The sequence below is a fragment of the Bacteroidales bacterium genome (assembly GCA_013141385.1).
In the GTDB taxonomy this organism is placed as follows: domain Bacteria; phylum Bacteroidota; class Bacteroidia; order Bacteroidales; family Tenuifilaceae; genus UBA8529.
In genome coordinates, this window is sequence record JABFRB010000021.1 from 137,010 (window position 1) to 163,522 (window position 26,513).

Annotated in this window: 22 protein-coding genes; 17 read left to right on the forward strand and 5 right to left on the reverse strand. The window is 36.9% G+C overall.

Features of this window, described 5'->3' with window-relative positions; all coding sequences use genetic code 11:
* The first annotated feature begins 5 nt into the window (after positions 1–5).
* The 8 genes from HOO91_13430 (at position 6) to HOO91_13465 (ending at position 8,205) form a co-directional block, all read left to right on the forward strand.
* Positions 6–812 carry a phosphate ABC transporter substrate-binding protein gene (locus tag HOO91_13430; protein NOU18551.1) on the forward strand — a complete coding sequence of 269 codons (807 nt, stop codon included), beginning with the start codon at positions 6–8 and terminating at the stop codon, positions 810–812.
* A gap of 77 nt (positions 813–889) precedes the next feature.
* Complete coding sequence (pstC, locus tag HOO91_13435) at positions 890–2,101, forward strand: phosphate ABC transporter permease subunit PstC (GenBank protein ID NOU18552.1); 1,212 nt, start codon at positions 890–892, stop codon at positions 2,099–2,101.
* 5 nt (positions 2,102–2,106) lie between these two features.
* Positions 2,107–2,991 (forward strand): phosphate ABC transporter permease PstA, encoded by an 885-nt coding sequence (pstA, locus tag HOO91_13440; protein ID NOU18553.1) that lies wholly within the window; start codon positions 2,107–2,109, stop codon positions 2,989–2,991.
* A gap of 2 nt (positions 2,992–2,993) precedes the next feature.
* Positions 2,994–3,746 (forward strand): phosphate ABC transporter ATP-binding protein, encoded by a 753-nt coding sequence (gene pstB, locus HOO91_13445; protein NOU18554.1) that lies wholly within the window; start codon positions 2,994–2,996, stop codon positions 3,744–3,746.
* 170 nt (positions 3,747–3,916) lie between these two features.
* Positions 3,917–4,588 (forward strand): phosphate signaling complex protein PhoU, encoded by a 672-nt coding sequence (gene phoU / locus HOO91_13450; protein ID NOU18555.1) that lies wholly within the window; start codon positions 3,917–3,919, stop codon positions 4,586–4,588.
* 138 nt (positions 4,589–4,726) lie between these two features.
* Positions 4,727–5,416 (forward strand): response regulator transcription factor, encoded by a 690-nt coding sequence (locus tag HOO91_13455; GenBank protein ID NOU18556.1) that lies wholly within the window; start codon positions 4,727–4,729, stop codon positions 5,414–5,416.
* Between the two features lie 218 nt (positions 5,417–5,634).
* Positions 5,635–6,159, forward strand: a complete 525-nt coding sequence (locus HOO91_13460) for a hypothetical protein (GenBank protein ID NOU18557.1) — start codon at positions 5,635–5,637, stop codon at positions 6,157–6,159.
* 66 nt (positions 6,160–6,225) lie between these two features.
* The gene (locus HOO91_13465) at positions 6,226–8,205 is read left to right on the forward strand and encodes a serine/threonine-protein phosphatase (GenBank protein NOU18558.1); all 1,980 of its coding nucleotides are present in this window, start codon (positions 6,226–6,228) and stop codon (positions 8,203–8,205) included.
* A gap of 3 nt (positions 8,206–8,208) precedes the next feature.
* Here HOO91_13465 and HOO91_13470 read toward each other — a convergent pair whose 3' ends face one another.
* The 3 genes from HOO91_13470 to HOO91_13480 all read right to left on the reverse strand — a co-directional run bounded on the left by HOO91_13470 (position 8,209) and on the right by HOO91_13480 (position 11,496).
* Positions 8,209–8,973, reverse strand: coding sequence for a hypothetical protein (locus HOO91_13470; protein ID NOU18559.1), 765 nt, complete (start codon positions 8,971–8,973; stop codon positions 8,209–8,211).
* Between the two features lie 4 nt (positions 8,974–8,977).
* Positions 8,978–10,114, reverse strand: a complete 1,137-nt coding sequence (locus HOO91_13475) for a hypothetical protein (protein ID NOU18560.1) — start codon at positions 10,112–10,114, stop codon at positions 8,978–8,980.
* Between the two features lie 143 nt (positions 10,115–10,257).
* Complete coding sequence (locus tag HOO91_13480; protein NOU18561.1) at positions 10,258–11,496, reverse strand: hypothetical protein; 1,239 nt, start codon at positions 11,494–11,496, stop codon at positions 10,258–10,260.
* Positions 11,497–11,762: 266 nt separating this feature from the next.
* Between HOO91_13480 and phoU (HOO91_13485) the strand changes: the two genes are divergently transcribed.
* The 9 genes from phoU (HOO91_13485) (at position 11,763) to HOO91_13525 (ending at position 24,515) form a co-directional block, all read left to right on the forward strand.
* Positions 11,763–12,434 (forward strand): phosphate signaling complex protein PhoU, encoded by a 672-nt coding sequence (gene phoU, locus HOO91_13485; protein ID NOU18562.1) that lies wholly within the window; start codon positions 11,763–11,765, stop codon positions 12,432–12,434.
* A gap of 136 nt (positions 12,435–12,570) precedes the next feature.
* Complete coding sequence (locus tag HOO91_13490; GenBank protein NOU18563.1) at positions 12,571–13,452, forward strand: cation transporter; 882 nt, start codon at positions 12,571–12,573, stop codon at positions 13,450–13,452.
* Between the two features lie 408 nt (positions 13,453–13,860).
* Entirely contained in the window at positions 13,861–14,622 is a 762-nt protein-coding gene (locus tag HOO91_13495) for a hypothetical protein (GenBank protein NOU18564.1), read from the forward strand.
* A gap of 69 nt (positions 14,623–14,691) precedes the next feature.
* A complete protein-coding gene (locus HOO91_13500; GenBank protein ID NOU18565.1) occupies positions 14,692–15,138 on the forward strand; it encodes a hypothetical protein in 447 nt (148 codons plus the stop codon).
* An 89-nt stretch (positions 15,139–15,227) separates the two neighbouring features.
* Entirely contained in the window at positions 15,228–15,977 is a 750-nt protein-coding gene (locus HOO91_13505; GenBank protein ID NOU18566.1) for a hypothetical protein, read from the forward strand.
* A gap of 111 nt (positions 15,978–16,088) precedes the next feature.
* Complete coding sequence (locus HOO91_13510) at positions 16,089–17,939, forward strand: T9SS type A sorting domain-containing protein (protein NOU18567.1); 1,851 nt, start codon at positions 16,089–16,091, stop codon at positions 17,937–17,939.
* A 910-nt stretch (positions 17,940–18,849) separates the two neighbouring features.
* The gene (locus tag HOO91_13515) at positions 18,850–19,758 is read left to right on the forward strand and encodes a tetratricopeptide repeat protein (protein ID NOU18568.1); all 909 of its coding nucleotides are present in this window, start codon (positions 18,850–18,852) and stop codon (positions 19,756–19,758) included.
* 1,368 nt (positions 19,759–21,126) lie between these two features.
* A complete protein-coding gene (locus tag HOO91_13520; GenBank protein NOU18569.1) occupies positions 21,127–21,390 on the forward strand; it encodes a hypothetical protein in 264 nt (87 codons plus the stop codon).
* A 401-nt stretch (positions 21,391–21,791) separates the two neighbouring features.
* A complete protein-coding gene (locus tag HOO91_13525; protein ID NOU18570.1) occupies positions 21,792–24,515 on the forward strand; it encodes a CHAT domain-containing protein in 2,724 nt (907 codons plus the stop codon).
* 61 nt (positions 24,516–24,576) lie between these two features.
* On the opposite strand, the gene HOO91_13530 is transcribed toward HOO91_13525, so the two are convergent.
* Positions 24,577–25,473 carry a hypothetical protein gene (locus HOO91_13530; GenBank protein NOU18571.1) on the reverse strand — a complete coding sequence of 299 codons (897 nt, stop codon included), beginning with the start codon at positions 25,471–25,473 and terminating at the stop codon, positions 24,577–24,579.
* Between the two features lie 835 nt (positions 25,474–26,308).
* A complete protein-coding gene (locus HOO91_13535) occupies positions 26,309–26,485 on the reverse strand; it encodes a hypothetical protein (GenBank protein NOU18572.1) in 177 nt (58 codons plus the stop codon).
* Positions 26,486–26,513 lie beyond the last annotated feature (28 nt).

Sequence of the window (26,513 nt, forward strand, 5' to 3'; positions counted from 1 at the left end):
ATATTATGAAAAGAATAATTATTTCAATCATCGCGTTAGCCTTTGCAATCAATGGCCAAGCGCAGAGAATTAAAGGTAGTGATACTATGCTTCCCCTATCACAGAAAGAGGCAGAGGTTTTTATGAAAGCTAATCCTTCTGCAAAAGTTACAGTAACAGGTGGTGGCAGCGGAGTGGGTATTGCTGCACTTATCGATGGTACAACTGATATCGCTCAATCATCACGTCAAATCAAAATGGACGAGAAGATTAAACTTCAAGAAGCAGGCATAACCTATAAAGAAGTTGTTGCCGCTTGGGATGCACTGGCCGTTGTTGTAAACCCAAGTAACCCAGTTAGCCAACTAACTCGTGTTCAAATTGAAGGGATTTTTACAGGTAAAATAACAAACTGGAAAGAGGTTGGTGGTGATGATATGCAGATTATCGTTTACTCACGGGAATCAAGCTCTGGTACATACGAATTCTTCAAAACAAGCGTAATGAAGAACAAGAATTTTGCAAACAATGTGCTGAGTATGCCAGCAACTGGTGCAATTATTCAAAGCGTTAGCCAAACTAAAGGGGCTATTGGATATGTTGGTTTAGCTTATGTTTCTAAAGATGTTAAAGATATTAAAGTTTCCTATGATGGAAAAACATTTGTTGGCGCTTCAATGGAAACAGCAAAAAACAAAACCTATCCTATCATTCGTCGCCTATACTACTATTATAATGTAAAGGTTGAAAGTAAGGTAAAAGCATACTTTGATTTTGTACTATCCCCAGAAGGTCAAAAAATAGTTGAACAGGTTGGTTACGTGCCTTTATAATTGTATCAAGGTTTAGGTTGAGAGATTCCGTAGTCCCAAATGGGTTACGGATATTTCCGTTTAAAAATAGAGTAAAAATGACAAGACCATTCTATAAAAAACTATTCGAGAAAATTATCGAGGGAATTCTCGCTCTAAGCGGAAGCATTACAAGCCTTGCTGTTCTGCTTATAGTAATTTTCCTATTCAAAGAGGGACTTGGTCTTTTTAACCGAAGCCCAATTGCCGAAGGATTTGTACTAGCAGTTAATAAAAACAATCCTGTTAGTATAATTGATTCCAAAACAGTTAAGCTAATTTTTGATCAGGAGATTACCAACTGGGAATCGATTTCAGGTAAAAAAGATACTATCATCCTATTTCGTTTAGAGGATATTAATTTATACTATACTGAGACACAGATAGGATCAAATCTTGAAAATCTTCCAACATGTATCAGCAGATTAACCGATAGCATTCCCAATATCATTGCGTTTATTCCTCAAAGCTACACCAAGGAAAACTTTAAGGGAAAGGTTATACTACCCCGAAATATTAAAGTCGGAGAGTTTTTTGGAGGAAAAGAGTGGTATCCTACGGCAGAACCATCGGCACAATTTGGAGTGCTACCATTACTGTTGGGCACACTTTGGGTAAGTTTAGGCGCCATTCTACTGTCGCTTCCTTTAGGGCTAGCAGTTGCAATATACATGGCAGAGGTTGCTAAACCCAGAGTTCGAAATATTTTTAAGCCCATTATCGAACTACTGGCTGGTATTCCATCTGTAATATATGGTTTCTTTGGTCTTGTAGTAATTGTTCCGCTTATTCAGAGCCTCTTTAATCTACCGGTTGGCGAAACAGCATTAGCGGGAAGTATTATTCTAGCCATAATGGCTCTACCAACAATAATAACCATTGCAGAAGATTCAATCCGAACAACTCCTCGCTCTATGAAAGAGGCTAGCCTTGCGCTTGGAGCCAGTCGTTGGCAAACAATCTATAGAATTGTATTACCCTACTCGATATCTGGAATAACTGCAGCCGCAATACTTGGAATAGGAAGAGCGGTTGGCGAAACAATGGCGGTACTAATGGTTACAGGAAATGCAGCAGTTATACCGCATTCATTCCTCCAACCAGTAAGAACTATCCCTGCTACAATTGCTGCTGAGCTGGGCGAATCATCACAGGGAGGCCCTCATTACCAGGCACTATTCATACTTGGATGCATACTTTTCATCTTAACGCTAATTATCAACCTTACGGTTGAGTACATCTCATCACGAAATAAACTCGCTAAAAGGTAATCGATATGATTTCTGAAAAGAGAAGAAAAATTGAAAGAAGTAAACGACTCAGTGAGCGTATTGCTTTTGGGGTTTTCCGTGTGATGAGCCTTTTGGTAGTTGGATTTCTTTTTGTAATTCTTGGATTTATTGTAATTAAAGGTATTTCGGTAATCAGCTGGGACTTTATAACCAAAATGCCCGAGGACGGAATGACCAAAGGTGGTATCTACCCTGCTATCATTGGAACACTTTACCTAATTGCAGGGAGTATGCTTTTCAGTTTCCCAATTGGAGTACTATCGGGAATCTATATCAACGAATATGCAAGTAATGGATGGGTTGTAAAGTTTATACGATTGATGACTAATAACCTTGCAGGAATTCCCTCCATTGTATTCGGGCTTTTCGGGATGTCGCTTTTTGTAAACGCGCTTGGGTTTGGCGATTCAATCATAGCAGGGTCATTAACCCTAGGACTGATGACCCTTCCTGTTGTAATCAGAACTACTGAGGAGGCGTTAAAATCAGTGGATAATTCTTTCCGTCATGGAAGTTATGCATTAGGTGCATCGAAACTACAAACCATCCGAAGGGTAACGCTGCCAATTGCATACCCTAATATCATTACAGGTTTAATACTCTCAATAGGAAGAGTTTCGGGCGAAACAGCTCCTATCCTTTTTACCGTAGCCGCTTACTTTTTACCTAAACTGCCTCATAGTATGTTCGATCAGGTAATGGCTCTCCCCTACCACCTATACGTTTTAGCTACAAGTGGTACTAACATTGAGGAATCAAGACCCATGGCATACGGAACAGCACTTGTACTTATAATGATTGTTCTTTTTCTAAATCTTATGGCAAATGCGCTTCGTAGATATTTCAGCAAAAAAGTTAAAATGAACTAATAATGGCAAAAATAGAAACTTTAGATGCCAATTTATATTATGGCGATTTTCATGCACTAAAAAACATCTCCATGAAAATGGAGCTAAATACTGTTACTGCCCTAATTGGCCCTTCGGGTTGTGGAAAATCTACATACCTAAGGCTTTTCAACCGTATGAACGATTTAATTGATAATGTTAGAATTACAGGTCAAATTCTAGTTGATGATGAGAATATCTACAATAAAAATATCAATGTTGATGAACTTCGTATTAAGGTTGGAATGGTTTTCCAAAAGCCCAACCCCTTCCCCAAAAGCATATTCGAAAATGTTGCTTACGGGCTCAGAGTGAATGGCGAAAAGAACAAATCGTTTATTGAGGATACCGTTGTACACTCAATTAAGCAAGCCGCCCTTTGGGGCGAGGTGTCGGATAAACTCAATAAATCAGCGTTTGAATTATCTGGGGGTCAACAACAAAGACTTTGTATTGCCCGTGCTTTAGCTATTTCGCCATCAGTAATACTCATGGATGAACCTGCCTCGGCATTAGATCCGCTCTCAACAGCTAAAATAGAGGAGCTGATTCATGAATTGAAAAAAGAGTACACAATTGTAATTGTTACCCATAACATGCAACAAGCCTCAAGGGTAAGCGATTATACTGCTTTCTTTTATCTAGGGGAGCTTATTGAATACGGGCAAACTGTAGAGATTTTCACTAAACCAAAACTAAAGCATACAGAGAACTACATAACTGGACGATTTGGTTAAAGAAGTGCCTAGAGTACTTCGAGTTTAGAGTGCCTAAAGTAAAAAACAACCAAATATAACTCTAGGCACTTTAGGCACTCCAAACTTTAGAGCACTTGAAAACCTTCATCATATTTTAACTTGAAATTAAAAAATTTTCTACTTACAATTTATTCTAATAGTTACAAACTATGACACACTTAGATACAGAGCTTATCAAACTAAAACAGCAACTATTTGAAATGTGGTTGTTGGTAATATCACAGGTTGAAACTTCCCGCGAAGCTCTTTTAAACTTTGATAAAGGTGCTGCTTCCGAAGTCGCTTTCAAGGAGAAAATGGTCGATACCTATGAGCTAAAAATCGACCGTGATTGCGAGAATATTATTGCTCTTTATAATCCAGTAGCTCCTGATCTTAGGTTAACCTTAGCTGTTCTTAAGATTAATGCTGATTTAGAAAGAATCGGTGATTTTGCCCGTGGCATTGCTAGGTTTATAAAGAAAAGTCCCAAGAAGAGCATTAATCCCGAATTATTAAAGGTTTGCCAGATTGATGATCTCATAAAAAACGCTGTTGACATGCTTACCGATGCAAAGACTGCTTTTGAAAACGAAAACTCAAGAATGGCGTTAAGCATCTTTTCTCAAGATGATTTTTTAGATGATGTACATAAAAGTTCCAATAAAATAATTGCTGATTATATCAAGAAACATCCCGATGAGATTGATGAAGCCCTTCACCTACATAGCATTATCCGTAAGGTTGAAAGGATTGGTGACCATTGTAGCAATATAGCGGAGGAGATAATTTTTTTCCTTGAAGCAAAGGTTTTAAAGCATAGTGGGAAAAAGAAATTATAGTAAGATAGATTTAATTTTAATTTAACATCTAAGCAACACATCAATTGTTTCTTTACAAGAATTCATCAAATCTATAATGCCCGTTATAATATAGATGAATTCAGGCAATCCCGTTGTAAATTAAAAGAAACCTATTGCATGGAAAATAGCATAATAATATTGATTGTTGATGATGATTTAAATTTTATTGAATTCTTAGATTATATCCTTAGTAAGGAAGGTTATATTGTCATTAAGGCAAATTCCGGCGATGAAGCAATTGAACTTGCCAAAAGAAACAATCCCCACCTAATCCTCCTCGATATTAAAATGCCAAAAACGGATGGCATTGAAGTATGTATTGCACTAAGAAATATCCCCGAAATTAGTCATACAAAAATTGTACTTATCTCAGGCCTGTTGGACGACAAATCAAAAATAGCGGGTTTTGATGCTGGTGCCGATGATTATATTTGTAAACCCATAAAGCCTAAAGTCTTATTAGCCAGAATAGGTGCATTACTAAAAAACTTTAAACGCCCAATAATATTTAGTGATGAGAAAGATACGTTAAAGAAATTTGGAAATATCACCATTGATTTTGAAAAATATCTTGTTATTGTTGATCAGGATGAAATTACATTACCAAAAAAAGAATTCCTATTATTAAAGTTGCTATCAGCTAAACCATCAAAAGTTTTTACTCGCCAAGAAATTTTAGATCAACTCTGGGAAAATAGTATTAATCAGGGATCTCGCTTTATTGATGTACACATCCACAATCTGAGGGAAAAACTCGGATCAAACCGTATTAAAACAATCAAAGGAGTGGGATATAAATTCGATTAACATCTCCAGATTTCGACAATTTCCAATACTTCAAAATACATACTTAACCTTTTCTTAACACCGCCTTCCGTTTAAGTTAACACTAAATCAATAGCTTTGTTTTGGAAATTTTTCAATGACCATAACGGTCAAGCCGCTGATTGTGAATTTTTTAATAATTAGGCGAAATTAAAATTTATAAACAGCAAGAGCAAACAACCTAAGTTAATTCTATAACTATGAAAATTAGCATTATACTTTTCACCTCTTTCCTTGTTTTTAATATAACAATAGCCACAACGGTTCAGAATTATAAGACGATTAAGGTTGAAAATAAAATATGGATGGCTGAAAATTTTGACGCAGAAGTTCCTGGTAGTTGGTGCTATGATAACAATCCTGAGAATTGCAAAAAGTATGGTCGGTTATATACCTATGAAGCTGCACTCAAAAATTGCCCCAAAGGCTGGCACTTACCATCGGATCAGGAGTGGACAGAGCTAATAAATTTCTTGGGGGGAGAAGATGTTGCCGGTAAGGTATTAAAAATGGATGGGAAATCTGGCTTTAATGCAATCCTAGGGGGAAGCCGAATACCAATGGGTTCATTCGGCTTGATTGGAACATACGGTTGTTTCTGGACATCAACAAAATATGACAAAGCACATGCATGGTATCGCTACATTACGGATCAAAACGACTACATCATACGTACCTATTTTACGGTTTCATATGGTTTCAGTGTTCGATACGTTAAGGATTAGATGAATTTCAAAATAACGTACAATTTAGCATCAACATTTATTCTGATAACGAATATTATCCTCTAAATGTTCCACAATTTAAGATTACAAATACTATTATGGTTTTTAGGTGTCACAATTTTGGCTGCGCTATTCATTTTAGTTAACTCTTATTTCATTAATAAAAAGAATGATCTTAGTCGGATATGCCATGAATTGCAGGATACTCAGATAATGATTCTTCAGGATATTAATGTACAAAAAGATTTCTTCACCTACGATTTGATAAATCCCTTATTCTATAAAACTGGTACAAGCGAAATACTATTCGAACATCACACCATAAGCTCTGCAATTAAGCAAAAAATAGGTCAAATAAGTCAAATGCAAAGTGTTGAAACATTTAATATGGACTCAATACTATATGCTGTTACAAATGATATATTAAAATACAATTCAAAACTAGATACGGTTGTAAATCTTATAAAAAAGCGTGGCTATAAAACATCAGGACTTGAAGGACAACTTCTGGGCACGATGAAAAAAATTGAAAATTCCGGATTAGTGCCCAAAGAGATTTTATATAAGATTGATTTTTTTGAAAAAGAATATTTTATCCGAGGTGAAAAGATTTATGTTGATAGTTTGAATTTGTTAATCATCCAAATAACCAAGCAGATTAAGGCAAAAAACACTAGTAACTCATCTTATATTATCCCCTTATTAAATAGCTATAAGACAACATTTAATCAGCTAACTTACCTTGATGAAAAACTTGGCTTAAAGCATAAAGAAGGATTAAGAGAAGAACTTGACCAGTTGGCTCAGGAAATTGGTGTAAATTTTTCGCTACTTGTTGATAGTGCTGATGTTTATGAGCATAAATTAACAAAACAGCTTATATTGACCTATATCCTTGTCGGACTATTTTTATTAACTATCTCTATATCAATATCTTTTATTGTATCAAAACGCATTTCAAAGCCAATCGTATACCTATCCTCTCAAATAAACGCATTTGTAGCCAGTAAATTCACATTAATTGAAAAGATTCATACTTCAAATCCAAAAGGAGAAATTGGTCAGTTGGGGCATAACTTTATAATTCTCAGGGACGAAATCTTTGATTATCTAAACTATTTTAAGGAAAAAGTTGATGAAAGAACCGCTGAACTACTTATTGAGAAGAACAAGGTTGAGAATCAAAAAGAGGAAATTGAGACTCAGCGTGATGCGCTAAATTGCCAAAACCTGCTAATCAGCGCACAAAAGAAAGAGGTTGAGAAACAGAAAGATAATGTTTTAAGTAGTATTCGATATGCAAGTCGCATTCAACATGCCCTATTAGCGGATGAACAGCAATTAAGGAATTTAATCCCCAATTCATTCCTATTCCAAAAACCAAGGGATATTGTTAGTGGCGATTTTTGTTTTGTAGAACGAATAAAAACCAGAAGTGGCGACTTTTCAGTTGTTATACTTGCCGATTGCACGGGACACGGTGTTCCTGGTGCTTTTATGAGTTTGCTATGCTATAGCTATCTCAATCAAATCATCAAAATAAATCAACATATCAACCCAATTTACATTCTGGCAACATTAAACAATATGATTTATAGCAACTTTCATAAAAAACAAAATGATACCAAAATTTCCGATGGTATGGATATTTCATACTTGCTAATAAATAATCAAACACTTAACTGCGAATATGCAGGTGCACATAACCCCTTATATTTATTCAGGAATAATGAATTGATTGTTTTCAAAGGGGATAGGATTTCAATTGGCGATAAAAATAATATCATACGTAAAATAACAAAGCACACCTTTCGGCTCGAACCAAATGACACCATTTTTCTTTTTACCGATGGATATGTAGACCAGTCTGGCGGCGTAAATCTTGAAAAGTATAAATTTAAACGATTTAGGGAGCTTCTCATGAAAATTCATCAGCAAGATGTCGACTTACAAAAGAAGGAGCTTGAACAAGCTCTAATCGACTGGAAAGGAGACAAAGATCAAATTGATGATATAACTGTACTTGGCTTCAAAGTAGAAAACTAAAAATTACTCAGTAATTGGTAATTCAATAGCTGGTCTATCTGGTAACTCCGAAACATCAACCATTCCCTTCTTACATATTTTAATAGTCTCATTCATTAAGGTTTCGGTATCAATAATTACAGCTTGAAATCTCCCTAAAGAACATGTCCCGGTATTCAGATATATCTTTTTATTATTTAGGTAATATGTTTTGTGGGACTCAAGTTTGTGTGTATGGCTCAGAATAACAACATCATAACTCCTCAGTAACCGAAGGGCGTACTTAAGATATTTATAAGAGTTATATTTTCTGGGAACCCTATCAACCTCATCATTATATTCAACCGCTTTGAAATATAGTTTTTCAACCCATTTAAACCTAATTGCTAGTTTAAGAAGATAAAAACCAACCCGACTGATACCTCTTCCAAGGGTTGTACCATTTAAAAAATCGGCATTATGCCCGTGTTCAATGAAAATTTTCTTCCCTTGCGAATTAGTTATTAAATGAAAATTCTTTGCAAAAGGGTTAAGTAAATCATGATTTCCTCTGATGTAGATACATCCCTTGCTATTCAAAAAATCAATTAGTTCGAAGTTTTTGTCATATACCTCCTTAAAGCTATACTTGTAAAGATCGAAAACATCTCCATTTAATACAACTTGATCTATCTGGTAATAATCAATAATCTTCTTAAAAGTCTTTATAAATTTTTTTGTTTTCCATCCAAAAGAACCGAAATTATCCCCGTTGTCGATATGTAAATCCGATAAAACTAAAAGATTCATTGTACTATGAGAATTGCAAAATAAATTCCGATACCTGTGATGTTCCGTTTATCAATCCCATACGGTCTATGTTACTTCTGTAAAAATCAAACTCTGTGCTGCTTTGCATTATGCTCTTGATTACAAACGGTATTCTACTAACATTTTTCTCATACAAACCAAGCTGATTTTCGCAGATAAAATCAACATTCCCCTTTTCTTGCTCCCAAAGATAACTATTAATTATTGGGATCTTACCACACATCAGCACCTCCATAAAGGTTGATGCTCCACATTTTGTAATCACTAAATCTGAAACATTAAGTAATTCGTAAACATAATCGATAAAACCAAAAACACTTAGATGCTCGGCATTGTAAGTTCTTTTAAGTTCATGGGCACTCTCAAAAAGATTGCTATTCCTACCGCATACTATCAATATATGAACTTTAATATCAGAATTGAGTAGTTTTTTAAGAATTTTCCCGCCACGGGGTATACCATCAGCACCCCCCATAATCATTATAACCTTTGATTCTTTGGGGATGTCATATTTTATTCGAATGCTTTCTTTCATCTCATTAGCTAATCTCGATGAGAATTTTTCATTAAGGATGAATGGGAATGTATGAATTTTTTTGGGTGAAATATTATTTACTTTTATTAACTGATTTTTAAGTAGTTGACTAAAAATTATGAAATTTTGCTGCTTGTCTAGAAACCAAATTGGGTGGGCTGTAAAAGGATCTGTAACTACTATTAGAACAGGAGTTTTCAGCTGATGCTTCTTAATAATTTCGTTAACAGGTTTTATTAAAAAAAAGTGGAATATTACAATTTTATCGGGTTTATCACAGAGTATCTTTTTCTCAAGTATCGGGCGAACAAATTTAGATACTAAAATTCCTGATAAGTGGGCAATTGGTTTGATTTTGTGAATAGCATACAGTCCCTCAAAGACCCACCTTGCTTTCTCCTGTGATTTCCTATACCCATCCTCAACAATTAACTTCACAAGCGGTTGTACACCAGTAAAACCGTCAACCAAATCTACCTCATTTGTATCTCCGTAGTTCTTTTCTATCCACTGGGCGACCGATTTGGCAGGAGATAAGTGTCCTCCTCCTGTTTTTAAATAAAGAAACATTAACTTTTGCTTCATCCTGTTTTAATATTATCGGCAAAAGTAGATTCACAGTATTAACCCAATATCAATTAATAGCTATGGTATTGTTATATTATTCCATTAAACTCTCAAAATGGAATATATGTTGGTAGCATTTGCCAACTAACAATCCTTAACCTTTAAATCTTCCCATTTGATGTTTGCTCTACTATTTCAGGGATCTTGTAAAGGGCTGTTCTAATACCTTTTTCCCATCCAAAGCGAGCCATCTTGGCAAATTCACCTTTTCTTAACTTATCAATTACCCAAAGATTTACATATGTTTTGAAGGGTTGGTCTATTCCTACATTCGTTTCCAAGACCCATTCATGGTTTGCCTCTTCCTGCGGGCCCAAAGGATCGGTCATGATTATAGGAATTCCAAGAGCAGAGTAGAAAACAAGTTCACTTGGCTTTGTCCAAAGGATATGAATGTTAGAAGTTAGCTCTGCAAATTGGTGGAAGTATTCCGATAAATTTGATGATTCAACTATTTGAATATTAATTGAGTTTGGAAATTTTTTTTCTTTAAATCGTCTATATTTAGATGCTACATTTCCTTTAATCCCAGCAACAAGGTAAAGAATAATTGTGCCACTAATTATCCCCTCTTTTAAACTAATCGCTAATTTTAATCCTATATCCGAGTATGCGCCTGCACCACCAACAATGTAAGCAATTTTCAATGGAAATTCGGAGCTAATTATTTTTGGATTTTCTAGGAGGATCATTCTCTTTTGGAAATTTCGTTTTGCCTTTTCCTGATTTATTCCACCAACAAGCTCATCAGGAAAGGGAAAACCTGTTAGGTGAATCTTCTCTAGCCCTACCCCGTAACTTAACAACCTTTCGGTAGCTCTGTTACACGGAACAAAATAGTGCGTGCTACTATTATAGGGAGCATCAGCCACCCAAACTCGACTTAAATCGGAATCGCATATTTGGCAGTAAACCTGAACATCCCTTATTTTAGATAACGCAATAACTGGGGCATAAAACGAAGTAAATACAAGGGAGTGGTTATCTACAATCTCATTTATCAAACCCTTACATAGTCCCATTCCTATAATCCTTTCCAGCAGCCAAAAAGAAAAAGATTTTCGGTGTTTCTTCATTTCCTTATTCCGTGGGGGAATACTTAAAAGATTGTTCATTAACCCAAACGCCAACCAACCAAGTAATGGGAAACACTTAATCCTCGATACCACTTCATAAGTTTTAAGAGTAAATTTCCAAAACTTCTTTTCAGCGGATTTAGAACAATCCGTTTGACCAAGAATAACTAGCCTATATCCCTGCATTTCAAAAAATGGGTAAAGAGCTCTTAAATGTCCATAGCCCATTTCAGCAGTTGTTAGCAACACCTGTTTTTTGCTCATATAAAAATATTAGTGCTTTAATACATATTTCCAAACACCATAAAACATTCGAAATGAAACGCATATAAAAAATATTTGCTGCTTCTCATTTTTGGTCTACAAAATTCTATTTAAAAAGAATTGTACCGATTAATTCATTGTTATGTAATTATTAACAAACAGGTGAATTGTTTTCTGAATAAAACACGTTAAAATAAAATGATAGCGTATTGATAAAGATGGAATTCTTATACATTTGCTTTTTTAAAAATTAGAAAATTTAAACTATGACTCATCTAGATACTGAACTTATAAAACTTAAACAGCAACTGTTTGAAATGTGGTCGTTGGTGATATCGCAGGTAGAAACTTCCCGTGAAGCTCTTTTAAACTTTGATAAAGGTGCCGCTTCTGAAATTGCTTTCAGGGAGAAAATGGTTGATACCTTTGAGTTAAAACTCGATCGCGATTGCGAAAATATCATTGCCCTCTATAACCCTGTTGCTACTGACCTTCGGCTAACATTGGCTATTCTAAAAATAAATTCCGATCTGGAACGAATTGGCGACTTTGCTCGTGGTATCGCTAAGTTTGTTAAAAAATGCCCGAAAGAGAGTATTAACCCTGAGCTCTTAAAGGTTTGTCAGTTCGATGATCTTATAAAGAATGCCATCGAAATGCTTACGGATGCAAAAAAAGCATTGGAGAACGAAAATTCAAGAATGGCAGTAAGTATTTTTTCTCACGATGAATTTTTGGATGATGTTCACAAACATTCCAATAAAATCATTGGAGAATATATCCGAAATCATCCCGACGAGATTGATGAAGCTCTAAACATGCATAGTATCATCCGTAAGGTAGAAAGGATTGGGGATCATTGCATTAATATTGCGGAAGAAATTGTTTTTTATCTTGAGGCCAAGATTTTAAAGCATAGTGGGAAAATTAAACTCTAAGAGATAAGCGGATAGGAATATTCCTTTTTTCTTTTCTTGTAAATTACTACCTTTAATGCAGAATTTGAACTGGTATGTTATCGTGCCAGTTTTTTAATTATCTGCCAAATAATTAACGTACTAACTAGTTCAAGCAATGTTAAAAATAATCGACTTGAAGGAAGAAAAAAGCAGGGTTGCATTTTTTTCTGTTCTTGCTGCAATTGCCCTTACCTCGTTTAAACTAATTGTAGGCATTTCAACCAATAGCTTGGGAATTTTATCGGAGGCGCTACATTCTGGATTAGATCTTGTAGCCGCAATAATAACACTGCTAGCTGTTCGTATTGCGTATAAACCAGCCGATAAAACGCACAACTATGGACATGGTAAGGTTGAGAATCTTTCAGCGTTGATTGAAACACTACTACTATTAATAACCTGTTTCTGGATTATTTATGAAGCCGTACATCGCTTGGTTACCGGTAAAACCGAAATAGATGTAAGTATATGGAGTTTCGTTGTTGTAATAACATCTATTGTAATTGATATTTCACGCTCAAGGGCTTTATCGCGAGTGGCAAAAAAGCATAACAGCCAGGCTCTTGAAGCCGATGCTTTACATTTCTCAACCGATATTTGGAGTTCTGCTGTAGTACTTATTGGGTTAATCTTTGCTAGCTTTAATTTCTTCTTTGCCGATCCAATCGCAGCTTTATTTGTTGCCCTAATTGTGATTTACGTTTCATATAAACTTGGAAAGAAAGCAATTGACGCACTCCTAGATAAAAGCCCATTGGACACCGTTTCGAAAATTGAAGCCATTCTAGAATCAGCAAAACAGATTACACGATACCACGACCTTAAAGTACGTACCATGGGTGCGGAAACACTGGTTGAAATGAATATACACGTAACACCGGGTATCACTATTGAAGCGGCTCATCAGATTTCACATGAGGTTGAGCATGAAATTAAAAAATTCGTTGAACGGTGCGAATTCCATATCCATATTGAACCTGATGAACCTGAAGATTAGATTTGTTTTTTTTGATTTAATAATTGACATTATACAGATTAAGCCGTTTTGAGTTTGATAATAGTTCCGAACTTTTTAAAAATCCGGAACTTAACAGACAGAACCGCACCCCAAGGGTAATATGATAGTAATATAAAGAAGAGACTGACTAAAATAAATTAGGCAAACTTTTAAATTTCCCCAAAAGAATAAAGTAATTGCACACTGATACAGTTTAATGAATAGACCCGCATTCATCAATAAAAACCCCTTATACCTTTAGTACTAAAAGTATAACCACCCTATATATGTTCACAATTTATTTACCCAACAAACCTCTAAATTCTGTTAAATAGTTCACTCCTCCGTTGCATATATTCTTATTTTTTATACTTTTATTTAAGCAAAACCAATAACACATAATTTGTAATGATAATTGACAAGAAGAACCGTTTGGGGTTTAGCCTCTTACCAACGCTTGGGTTACTCTTATTAATCAGTAGCTGCTGCAAGGAGAACAATGGGCCAACCAACCCAACCAATGGTCATACAACTGCTAGGTTTAACCCCAACCTTAAGTACGGAACAATGGCGGATCAGGATGGGAATATCTATAAAACCATAGCCATTGGCACTCAGGTATGGATGGCAGAGAACCTGCGAACCACCAAGTACCGCAATGGCGAGGCTATACCCAACGTTACGGGTAATGCCGAATGGGGTAACTTAACAACAGGGGCTTACTGCTACTACAACAATACCAAAGATATTGATAGCATTGCCACCTTCGGCGGGCTGTATAACTGGTACACCGTATCCGATAGCCGTGGACTAGCCCCCAAGGGCTGGCATGTACCCACCGATGCCGACTGGACAACCCTTGTAACCTACCTAGGTGATGGTGATTTAACCCTTGGCAATAGCATTGCTGGTGGAATGATGAAGGAGTCAGGGGGAATACATTGGGGTTCATTTCCAGCAGATAATAGTAGTGGTTTTACTGCGCTTGCTGGGGGGTGGAGAAACTATGATGATGGTAGTTTCGACGTTATTCATTTGTACGGGAGTTGGTGGTCCTCAATAGGTATTTACTATGCATACTTTTTTTCTTTGAACGGTAGTGAATCAAGTGTTTTCTGGGCTATCAACTATCCACGTTATGGATACTCTGTACGATGTATTAAGAACTAGATCTTTTTATAACCTATGGAAATAAAATTTCATACACATTTATTATTGAACCATTTAAACTTTAAAACAATGATGAGAAAATTGTTCAATGCCATTGGCATTATTATATTCATGTTGGTAACATGTAGCAATCTTTTTGCTCAAAATGATTTTGATGGATATAGTCCAACAACAAAGCCTTTTAAAGACCTATGCTACCCAATAAAAGCAGGGAGTAGTGTTAAAGTTCCAATTAAAGTAACGTGCAACATCACAAAAAAATTTCAGCCCTATACCGTTTCCATCGATATAAACTCCTCGTTTTACTCGGATGCCAGCTGGGTTACAATCGATAATAATAGCCAAAATGTTGATTCAAGTAAAACAATTACCTTTAACTTAACCATTAAACCCACTGCAACCCCTTACATAACCCCCGATGGTCAGTACCCTTTCGAACTTTCTTTTATTGTTTACAACAAGGACAATGCTCGTATCTACCCTACCTTTACAAAACCCGCATTTAAATTCTGTTAAATAGTTCACTCCTCCGTTGCATATATTCTTATTTTTTATACTTTTATTTAAGCAAAATCAATAACATATAATTTGTAATTATAATTAGCATGAAATATCGTTTGATGTTTAGCCACTTACTAACGCTTGGGCTGCTCCTATTAATCAGTAGCTGCTGCAAGGAGAACAATGGGCCAACCAACCCAACCAATGGTCATACAACTGCTAGGTTTAACCCCAACCTTAAGTACGGAACAATGGCGGATCAGGATGGGAATATATATAAAACCATAGCCATTGGCACTCAGGTGTGGATAGCCGAGAACCTGCGAACCACCAAGTACCGTAATGGCGAGGCTATACCCAACGTTACGGGTAATGCCGAATGGGCAAGCCTAACAACAGGGGCTTACTGCTACTACAACAATACCAAAGATATTGATAGCATTGCCACCTTCGGCGGGCTGTACAACTGGTACACCGTATCCGATAGCCGTGGCCTAGCCCCCAAGGGGTGGCATGTACCCACCGATGCCGACTGGACAACCCTTGTAACCTTCCTCGGCGGTGGTGATTTAACCCTTGGCAATAGCATTGCTGGGGATATGTTGAAGGAGGTTGGCAATGCTCATTGGTACTCTTATCCCGCCAATAATAGCAGTGGGTTCACTGCACTTCCTGGTGGGTGGCGGAATTACAACAATGCTCGTTTCAACTACATTCGTAGCGAAGGTGTCTGGTGGTCTGCTACTGGAGTTTACTATGCATACTTTTTTTCTTTAGACTGCTGTGCCTCCAATGTCTTCTGGGCTATCAACTATCCACAGTATGGCTACTCCGTTCGATGTCTCAGAGATTAGGTTATTAGACAAATATTCCTTGGTTAATAGTGATTTTATTTCCTGTAATTTTGAATTTTTTACATGTTAATATTAAATTAAGTATTACTAAATCAATCAAATTTTAAAGCTATGATAAAAAAATTACTCAACTCTTTTGGTGTTGTTCTACTTCTATTGGTAATAGGTGGCAATACCCTTGCTCAGGATGATTTTATTGGAAAAAGTCCATCAACTAATAAATTTGGAGATTTATGCTATCCTATTCAAGCGGGAAAGAGCGTTAAAGTTCCTATAACAGTAACCTGCAATATCACTAAAAAATTCCAGCCCTATACCGTTTCCATCGATATAAACTCCTCGTTCTACGAGTATTATAGCTGGGTTACCATTGATAATAATAACCAAAATGTTGACTCAAGTAAAACAATTACCTTTAACTTAACCATTAAACCCCCTGCAATTCCTTACATAACCCCCGATGGACAGTACCCTTTCGAGCTATCTTTTATTGTTTACAACAAGGACAATACCCGTATCGACCCTACCTTTACAAAACCCACATTTAAGGTTATTGTAGATAATTCAGCACCCGTAAAACCCACCATATCCCCTTCGAGTAAAACGAGTAGGTCTATAACAATTTCTGGGTGCAGCAGCTTTGATCCCTTGGAATTATCATCATCTTACTCCCTTGCGAATGATACTGCTGGGGTTTATGGAATGAGAAGTTTGACCCATACTTTGAAGAAATCGTCAGATAATTCAATTGTACAGAATGCAACGTTAGCGTATAAGGATACGAGAGATTTTTACAAATTCAGCACTCTTAGCCCCAACACTACCTATAAAGCAACCGTTACAGCCACTGATTTGGCTGGGAATAAGAATATTTCCTCGGAAATAACAATTACCACCCCGCCAGCCCCTCCCGCCAGCTGTGCATTCACAAGCACGTACTGTAGTGCTACTCTAACATGGCCTAATTCATCTGGTGCAACGGGTTATTACGTGTACGATGATGCGCGTAACCTGATTACACCAACCCCTATAGGAGCAAATTCCTATACAAAAACGGGGCTATCGGCAGGTAAAGCATTCAGCTTTTACATAGCAGCGGTGAGTAGTATAGGGGGAACATCTGAGCTAAGCACCCTTTTTACCACCACAACACCGACCATGCCTACCCCGTCAATTTCAGGTCCTTCCATAGTATGCTCCTCGGGTGCCACCTTTACCGCGGTGAACCTACCTGCCAGCTGCTCCATTTCTTGGGATCGATTCCCCAATTTAAGCCAACCGTCATCATCGGGGAACTATGCCACATTTGCATCAACAGGGAATGGGACAAGCTGGGTTAAGGCAACATTCGATTCGGGCTGCGGGAGTACTTACAGCTACTATAATGTTACAGCGGGCTCACCAGTACCGGGAACTATTGCCATAGAATTTGATGCGCCCCCAAGAAGGTTTACCGCCACCATTGATGGCGTAGCCACCGCTAACACGTACAAATGGTACCTGGATGGGGTTTTAAAATATACCACACCCAATACCAGCGTTATTTTTCAGAGGCAGCTGAACAACTGCGGACATGTTTACTACGTGGATGTGGTAGAGGAGAACGCCTGCGGCGTGTCAAGTATAAGTCATGCTGAAACCGTTGAAGATCCCTGCTACTACGGTTTTACCATTTTCCCTAATCCAGCATCGGATAATATTACGTTAACAATTGGTAGTGCAGATAATGCCTCTTCAATGGGTAATAGCTCAACAGGTACAACGGCTCTAGCCTCAAAATACATCTCAACGAAAGCCTATACAATCCGTGTTTTAGATAGTTTTGGCGCGTTAAAAACTACGCTTAATAAATCGGGTGAGTCGGTTACTCTACCAGTTGGTAATCTAAACAATGGGGTTTACATTGTTGAAATAAATGATGGAAAAAATGTATATAGGCAACAGCTGGTTGTAAAGCACTAGCTAAAAGCTAAAAAGCCCTACTCCAAACCGCACCCTAAAAGTTGTATATAACAACTGGGGTGCAGTTCTTTTTTGTAGGGCTTCTTTTTAAGCTATACAACTTAAAATTCTGTACCATTAGAACTAAATTTTTTACGGCTTTAACCTTTTCTTAGAGTTTTCATAATTGCTGCTTTTTAGGTTAAACATTAAACTTTTAATGTAGATTATTTCCAAATATAATCTATTGGTTGAGGGTCACCTCCGCTAATCTTAGTCATTTACTTTGGAGCTAACACAACCAACGTGTTCATGTTTTTCTTTGAATTTTTTGTTTTCATAATTGCTGCTTTTTAGGTTAAACATTAATCTAATTCTTTAAAAGAATAAATTATTTCTTAGTACTTAATAAAATCTTTTGGCGTAGCTTCTTCACCACCTGAAATCTTCACCATTTGTTTTGGGGTTAACACGGTTAATGTATTCAAGTTTTTTTTTGTGCTTTTTGTTTTCATGGTTTTTAATTTTTTAAGTTCAACATTAAACTATTTGTAATAGAGTGATTTATTTAAAAATAAAATCTTTTACTGTACCTTCTCCAGAAGGTATAGGTTCACCACCACCCGAAATCTTAGCCATTTGCTTTGAAGTTAACCCAATCTGTGCGTTCATGATTTTTTTTGTACTTTTTGTTTTCATGATTTCATTTTTTTAAAATTAAACAATAGTCTATAAATAAAACGTAATATATTAGCATCAAATATAGACTTAAGCAAGCATCATTATGAAATTTCTTCTGATATTTTGCACTTTTAGTATTATAGGTATCAAAACATTATGTACTCCCTCCGATACAACTTATATAAAGAAAACGTAGGATAAAGCGTGGGAATATATTGAATCTGGGAATAACGGCAAAGCCATCCCTCTATTGGAAGAGATTGTTGCAATCAAAAAAAACAGTTCAGTAGATTTTAATCCTCAATACTTTAAGTTGTATAATATTTTGGGGGTATTGTACCAAAATTCGGGGCGTTTTCAAACTGCATTGGATTATTACCGCAAGGCATTGGATGCTACAAATGATAACGATGAAAAATCTTTAATGTACGGAAATCTTGGTGCACTTTATTTCAAACAGGGTGAATACGCTAAAGCAATAAACTACTACTCCTACGCATTAGCTCTATTTGAGAAGTCAAAACATCTGTCTGGAAAAAAAGTCTTTATGATATACCATAACTTGGGCTTTGCATACTATAAAGCGGGTCTGTGGGAAAAATCGTTATACTATTATCAGAGAAGCATAACTAAAGCAAAGGAGAATCATATAAGTGAACTAGGTGATACGTACTATAATACTGGTTTGGTGTACCAAAAATTAGGAAGATTAAGCGAAGCGAACCAGTATCATCTCCTATCCATCCAGTGCTATACGAATGAGTATGGATTACGGCACTACAAAACGGCTGTGTCCTATATCAACTACGCACAGTACCTGCTAGCAGTAAACAATTTGGCAAAGAGTTGGGAGTACTACGCCAAGGCTTACCAAGTTTTATCCCAAACCGTTGGGCTAAAGCACCCGTACACCTCCACCTGCTTTATAAGTATGGGTGATTACTGTTACTCCAGAAAGGATTACCGCAGAGCATTGTCGTACTACCAGCAATCGCTTATAGCCCAAGTTTACCCATTCAACGATACATCAATTCTGGCGAACCCCAAAGGCGAAGTTCTTCCTAATATCCAACTGATTGAAATACTAAAGGACAAGGTCAGAACTCTTACAGCATACTCAAAACAGCAGAATAGCTCTTCCTATCTTCTGGCGGCTTAGGAAAACTATCGGCGATTAAAGAAAGTTAAAGTTATTTTTCAATTATTTCTATACCTATTGGAAATCCATCACCTCCAGTAATCTTAATCATTTGCTTAGGAGTTAACACAACTAATTTGCTCATGCTTTGTGTCTTTTTTGTTTTCATGTTTTCTAGGATTTTAACGTCCGTTCAAAAAAAATTAAGATTATTTTTCTATTATTTCTTTGATTGTTGGAAAACCTTCTCCACCAGTAATTTTACTCATTTGTTTTGGAGTTAACACAACCAACGTGTTGATGTTATTCCTTGATTTTTTTGTTTTCATAATTGCTGCTTTTTAGGTTAAACATTAATCTAATTCCTTAAAAGAATAAATTATTTCTTAGTACTTAATAAAATCTTTTACTGTAACTTCTCCAGAATCACCTCCAGCAATCTTTGCCATTTGCTTAGATGTTAACACAACTAATGTGCTCATGCTTTGTACCTTTTTTGTTTTCATAGTTTCTGGTTTTTTAAGTTAAATAACTATTTTTCAATTATTTCTTTGCCTGTTGGAAATCCGTCTCCCCCGATAATCTTGGTCATCTGCTTAGAGGTTAACACAACCAACGTGTTCATGTTTTTCTTTGATTTTTTTGTTTCCATGGTTTCTAGTTTTTAAGTTCAACATTAAATTACTTATAAAAGAATAGATTATTTCACAATAAAATCTATTGGTTGAGGTTCTCCACCAATAATTTTACCCATTTGTTTTGGGGTTAACATGTTTGAAGTGTTGATGTTTTTCATTACATTTTTAGTTTTCATAATTGCTGCTTTTTAGGTTAAACATTAATCTAATTTATTAAAAGAATAAATTATTTTTAGTACTTAATAAAATCTATTGGTTGAGGGTCTCCACCAGTAATTTTACTCATTTGACTTGGAACTAACACAACCAATGTGTTCATGTTTTTCTTTGAATTTTTTGTTTTCATAATTGCTGCTTTTTAGGTTAAACATTAATCTAATTCCTTAAAAGAATAAATTATTTCTTAGTACTTAATAAAATCTTTTGGCGTAGCTTCTTCGCCACCTGAAATCTTCACCATTTGTTTTGGGGTTAACATGTTTAGTGTGTTCATGCTTTTTTTTGTACTTTTTGTTTTCATGGTTTCTGTTTTTTAAAGTTCAACATTAAATAGAATAGATTATTTCCAGATATAATCTTTGGGTGTGGCTTCTTCACCACCTGAAATCTTCACCATTTGCTTTGGGGTTAAAACCTTTAAAGTTTTCTTGTTTTTCTTTACAATTTTAGTTTTCATGGTTTCTGTTTTTTAAAGTTCAACATTAAAAAAGTATATCTTTGCTTCAAATATAGGCTTTAAGCAAGCATTATTATGAAACTTCTTTTGGTATTTTGCACTTTTAGTATTATAAGTATCAAAATATTATGTATTCCCTCCGATACAACTTATATAAAGAAAACGTATGATAAGGCACGAGAATATATCGAGTCGGGGAATAATGGCAAAGCTATTCCTCTACTGGAAGAGATTGTGGCAATCAAGAAAAGCAGTTCAGTAGATTTTAATCCGCAGTACTTTAAACTGTATAATATTTTAGGAGTATTATACCAAAATTTGGTGATACAACTCACATAAACAAAACGATTAAAACCCTGAATTCATTCAGGGCTTTAAAATTAAGGCTATAGAAAATAATGATTATTTTTCTATTATTAATTTACCTGTTGGAAATCCGTCTCCCCCGATAATCTTGGTCATCTGCTTAGAGGTTAACACAGCGATTGTGTTCATGTTCTTCTTTGTTTTTTCAGTTTTCATGGTTTCTGTTTTTTTAGTTAAACAATTACTTTTCAATTATTTCTTTGATTGTAGCTTCTTCTCCACCTAAGATTTTAGTCATCTGTTTAGGTGTTAACACAATTGCAGCGTTCATGTTTTTCTTTGTTTTCATGGTTTTTAGATTTTTTGGTTGAACATCAAACTATTTGTAAAAGAGAATATCTTTGCTTCAAATATAGGCTTAAGTGGATATTATTGTGAAAATTTTTCTAATAACTTACTTTCTTATCCTTACGGCTAGCAACGCCATAGGCATTTCACCCGATACAACTTATGTGAAAAACGTGTACGATAGGGCGTGGTGGTATATAGATATTGGAGAAAATCAGAAAGCAATCCCTTTGCTTGAGGAGATACTTCGAATTAAAAAGGATGACAGTTTAGATTTCAAACCAAAGTTCTTCAAGCTATATAACACCCTTGGGGTTTTATATAGAAGACAGGGAAGTATCACAGCAGCAATAGAGTGTTATAGTAAGGCATTAGAAGCAGAGTCGGATAAAAACAGTAAAGCAATAGTATATAATAATCTAGGAGGTTTATACGCATTGCAAGGGGAGTATAACAAAGCGATTAGCTATAATAACTTTGCTTTATCTGAATTAGAAGACAATTCCCAAAAAGAGAATATTCAAAGGATAGTCTATATATACCATAATTTAGGTTTAGCTTACTATAAAATAAGTCAATGGGAGAAATCATTATCCTACTATTTAAAAAGTTTGCAATTGGCGAAGGAGTTCAATGTAAAAGATGTAGGCGATACGTACTATAATGTTGGCTTGGTATACCAAAAATTAGGAAGATTAAGCGAAGCGAACCATTATCATCTCCTATCCATCCAGTGCTATACAAGTGGGTACGGATTACAGCACTACAAAATGGCTGTGTCGTATATCAACTATGCGCAGTACTTGTTAGTAATAAACGATTTGGCAAAGAGCTGGGAGTATTACACCAAGGCTTACCAAGTTTTATCCCAAACGGTTGGGCTAAAGCACTCGTACACCTCCACATGCTTAATGGATATGGGTAATTACTGCTACGCCAGCAAGGATTACCGCAGGGCATTATCGTATTACCAGCAATCGCTAGCTGCCAAAGTTTACCCATTCAACGATACATCAATTCTGGCTAACCCAAAGAGCGAGGTTTTCCCCGATATTAAGCTGATTGAAATACTAAAAGCCAAAGCGCAAGCCCTTGTTACCTATTCAAAGCAATTGCATAGCACAGATTACCTCGTGTCTGCTCTGGAAACCTATCAGCTTACGGCGGGTTATATTGAGAAACTTCGTATGGGGTACTCCTACGAGAGCTCTAAGCTGCAAATCTCATCGCACGAGCACGAGGTGTTTACTGCCATTGTGACTATTGCCTACCAGCTATACCAACAAACGAATGATGTGGGGTACAAAGCCCTTGCCTTCGAGTTTGCAGAGCGGGGCAAGTACGGCGTTCTGCGTCAGCTCCAGAGCGAGAACATGGCACGGAGTAGAGCGGATATTCCCGATAGCGTAACCAGCAGGGAGCTTAGAATTAAAGAGCGGATTAGTAGCCTTCAGTACACCATAAACGAGGAGAGCAAGCAGGAACGCCCAAGTACCGACAAGCTGGAAAAGCTGAATGCCGAGCTGTTCAGTTTGGTAAGGGAAAGCGAGCAACTCATGGTGGATTTAGAAAGCAGCTACCCAACATACTACAAACAAAAGTACAACAATCAGGTGGTAAGCATACCGCAACTGCAAAAGGCAATGAGCAAAAGTGAGGCTGTACTCGAATACGTTATGAGTGATAAGGAGTTGTACACCTTTGCTATAACCAGAGATACATTCTTACTCCTGAAACAGGAAACCGATAGCATTTTCCGCTCAAAGCTCGATTTTTTTATTTACGCCCTGCACAGCGGGTACTCAACGGATTACAGGGATTATAAGGATGCAGCGTATACCCTTTACAGTAAACTTGTACTCCCCGTTGAACACCTGCTGAAAGGGAAAAACCTGCTGATAATCCCCGATGGAAAGCTAGGCCTTACCCCTTTTGAGGCTTTTACCGATACGCCTTACAGGGATAACGATAGGTGCAACTACGGCACTGAATTGTACCTGCTTAGGAAATACCCCATTGGCTACGCCTACTCCGCCACCCTTTACAGCAATTCCCTGAACAACGATTACAAAGGTTCTCCTAATTTCCTTGGGGTTGCGCCAGATTATAAAAACTCTAGGGACTCGCTAAAGAGTATTCCTAGGGGGATGCGGAGCGTAAGGAAGTTAGCCCTGCTAACGCAGGGAAAATCCCTAACGGGAAGCAATGCAACGGAGGCGAATTTTAAGAAATACTGCAATAGATACGGTATCGTCCATTTCTACGCGCATGGGCTGGAGGATACCCTTAACCCAGCCAACTCAAAGCTTGCTCTGTCCACACCAACCGATTCCACCGACGATGGCTACCTGTACGCATGGGAGGTTTATAACATGCAGATGAACGCCCAAATGGTGGTGCTAGGTTCGTGCTATTCTGGTTCGGGACGTTTATTGGAAGGGGAAGGGGTGCTAAGCATAAGCCGAAGCTTTATGTACGCTGGCAGCCAATCGGTGGTGATGTCGCTTTGGGCAGCAGCGGATAGATCCACCAATGATATACTGAACAATTACTACATGAACCTGCTAAAGGGAATGCGGAAGGATGAGGCTTTACGGCAAGCCAAGCTGAAGTACCTTACCACTGATGATCCTGTTGATACGCACCCACGCTACTGGGCTGGCATAGCTGTAAGCGGAAATCAGAATGCGCTTTATCGCTATTGGATTCTAAAGAAAGTGATACTTGTTGCCAGTATCATAATGACCCTAATCATCCTTGTTTGGAAACGGAGAACGATAAGGGGGTTGTTGAGTGGAGTGGTAAAATAGCTATTTGCAGACTCTTCCAGGTTGGGCAACGCTGGAAGGTCTTTGTTCAAGAAATAGGAAATTAACCACGAAGTTCTTTAAGAATTTGCTTGGCTTTCTTGTAATTGTAATCATTCCTTTCCACTATTGACCTAAAAGTATCAATAGCCTTATTCCTGTCACCAATCTTAAGGTAGCAGAGCCCAAGGTACCATCTAACCTTTGGGGTGTATTCGAGTTGTTTACGGCTAGCCAAAACCTCCTCAAGATAGCCGGTGGCAAGTTTAAAATCGCCAGTCTCCATCAGGGTAAAACCAATAAATAAGTTTCGTTCAGCTTCAATGTTTATATAAGAGGGTAAGTCCTTCAAAAGTAGGATTGCATTATTATAATCACCCTCCATATACTTCTGCTTGGCAACTCCTAGAGCGTTGTTATTGAATAGGTAAAAATCTTGCTGACTAAGCGGGGCGTAATATTCTGCATATAGCCTGTCCTCCAAAGGATCGCTGGATTGCATATTGTAGCCTATTGTTATACCCACAATAAGCATTACTAGTATTGATGCAGCGGCAAACCAGTATTTAGATCTATTACTTATAGAAGTTTTCTTTATTATGGTAATACTAGGGGTGTTTATGCTAGGTTGTTCCTGAGATGCATTGTAGTTTTTAAAAGCTTCCTCCAGCTGTTTTTTTAGAAGAAGCTCCTCCGAAGAGCTACTTGTTTCCTTAGGCTGATCAACCTTACTGAAAAGCTCCATATTTTTTATTAACCTGCTCTCGTACTCAAGTCGCTGGGCTGGGTTCATCTCATTATCATAGTAACGCTTCGTATCGATTTTAAATTTTTCTTCCTGATGGATTTTTGCTAAACGCTCATCCTTGATTAATGCATTCGCAACTAATGACATATTTTCTTCTGAAAGCTCATTTAGTATAAAAGCTTTAATCATATCTCTGTTAATCTCTAAGCTCATATATAGTATATTTTATTTACGGTGTATATTAATGATTACAATATTAATAAAAAACATTAAGACAACAAGTAAACCAAATTATTTTGTTAATATAAGTAGCACTAAATACGTATTTAGTGTTTTAGAAGATTCGTTTGCTAAAATATTATTTATGTGTGAAGGTAAATAGTTTAATGGATTCTAAAAATAACATCGGGATAAAAATATAGATAGTTTAAACATATTTACCTCAGCTTTTAAGTCCAAGAGCTCTTTTTTACCGTTGATGAATTACCCGTAAGCTAAATTTAGCTATTCTTTTATTTTTTTATTTTTCATAAGCTGAGCGGGATAGTTTACCATTCGTTTGGGAGCGATCTGGTGGAAATAGGACTCCATCCAAACGGTTTGGGAGGGGGTTAAATCTTCTGGAAGTACTTCTAAACCGTTTGGGAGCTAGCTGGTGAAAAAGAGGTTCTTCCCAAACGGTTTGGGAAGGGGTTAAATTCCCCCAAGGTGTCTCAAAACCGTTTGGAAATTATCTGGTGGGGATAAAGTTCCTCCCGCACGGTTTGGGAGGGATTAAATCTCCCGTAGGTAGCATCTAAACAATCCCGAATTGCATACTTTTCTATTATTGGCATAACTTTTGGTCTGTGCCGAACCGTGGGGAACGTCCTACCAGTAGCGGAAGGGTACGGAAATATCCCCGCAAAATTATTCGCCTTTAAAATACAATTTTATCATTAATTCAAGTTTTACTGAATACAGTAAACGCAATGTTTAACCAAAAAAATTACAGCTATGATTAGTACCGTAAACTTTTCACTTTTCCCAAGCGATGAGCTTTTTACCTTTACCAAGGGGGCATTAACCATTGTGGAGGAGAAACGATCAAAAATTCCAACGTTGGTTCCCTTTCTGGATAAGGCCAACCAGCAGCTTTCCCTTTACCAGAATGCCCTTGAGCGTGCCAGGAAGAATCCCTACACCCGGCTGCTAGCCGAGAAGGATGCCCTTCGCGATGCCTCATTTTTGGTACTACGCACCTACATGGAGGC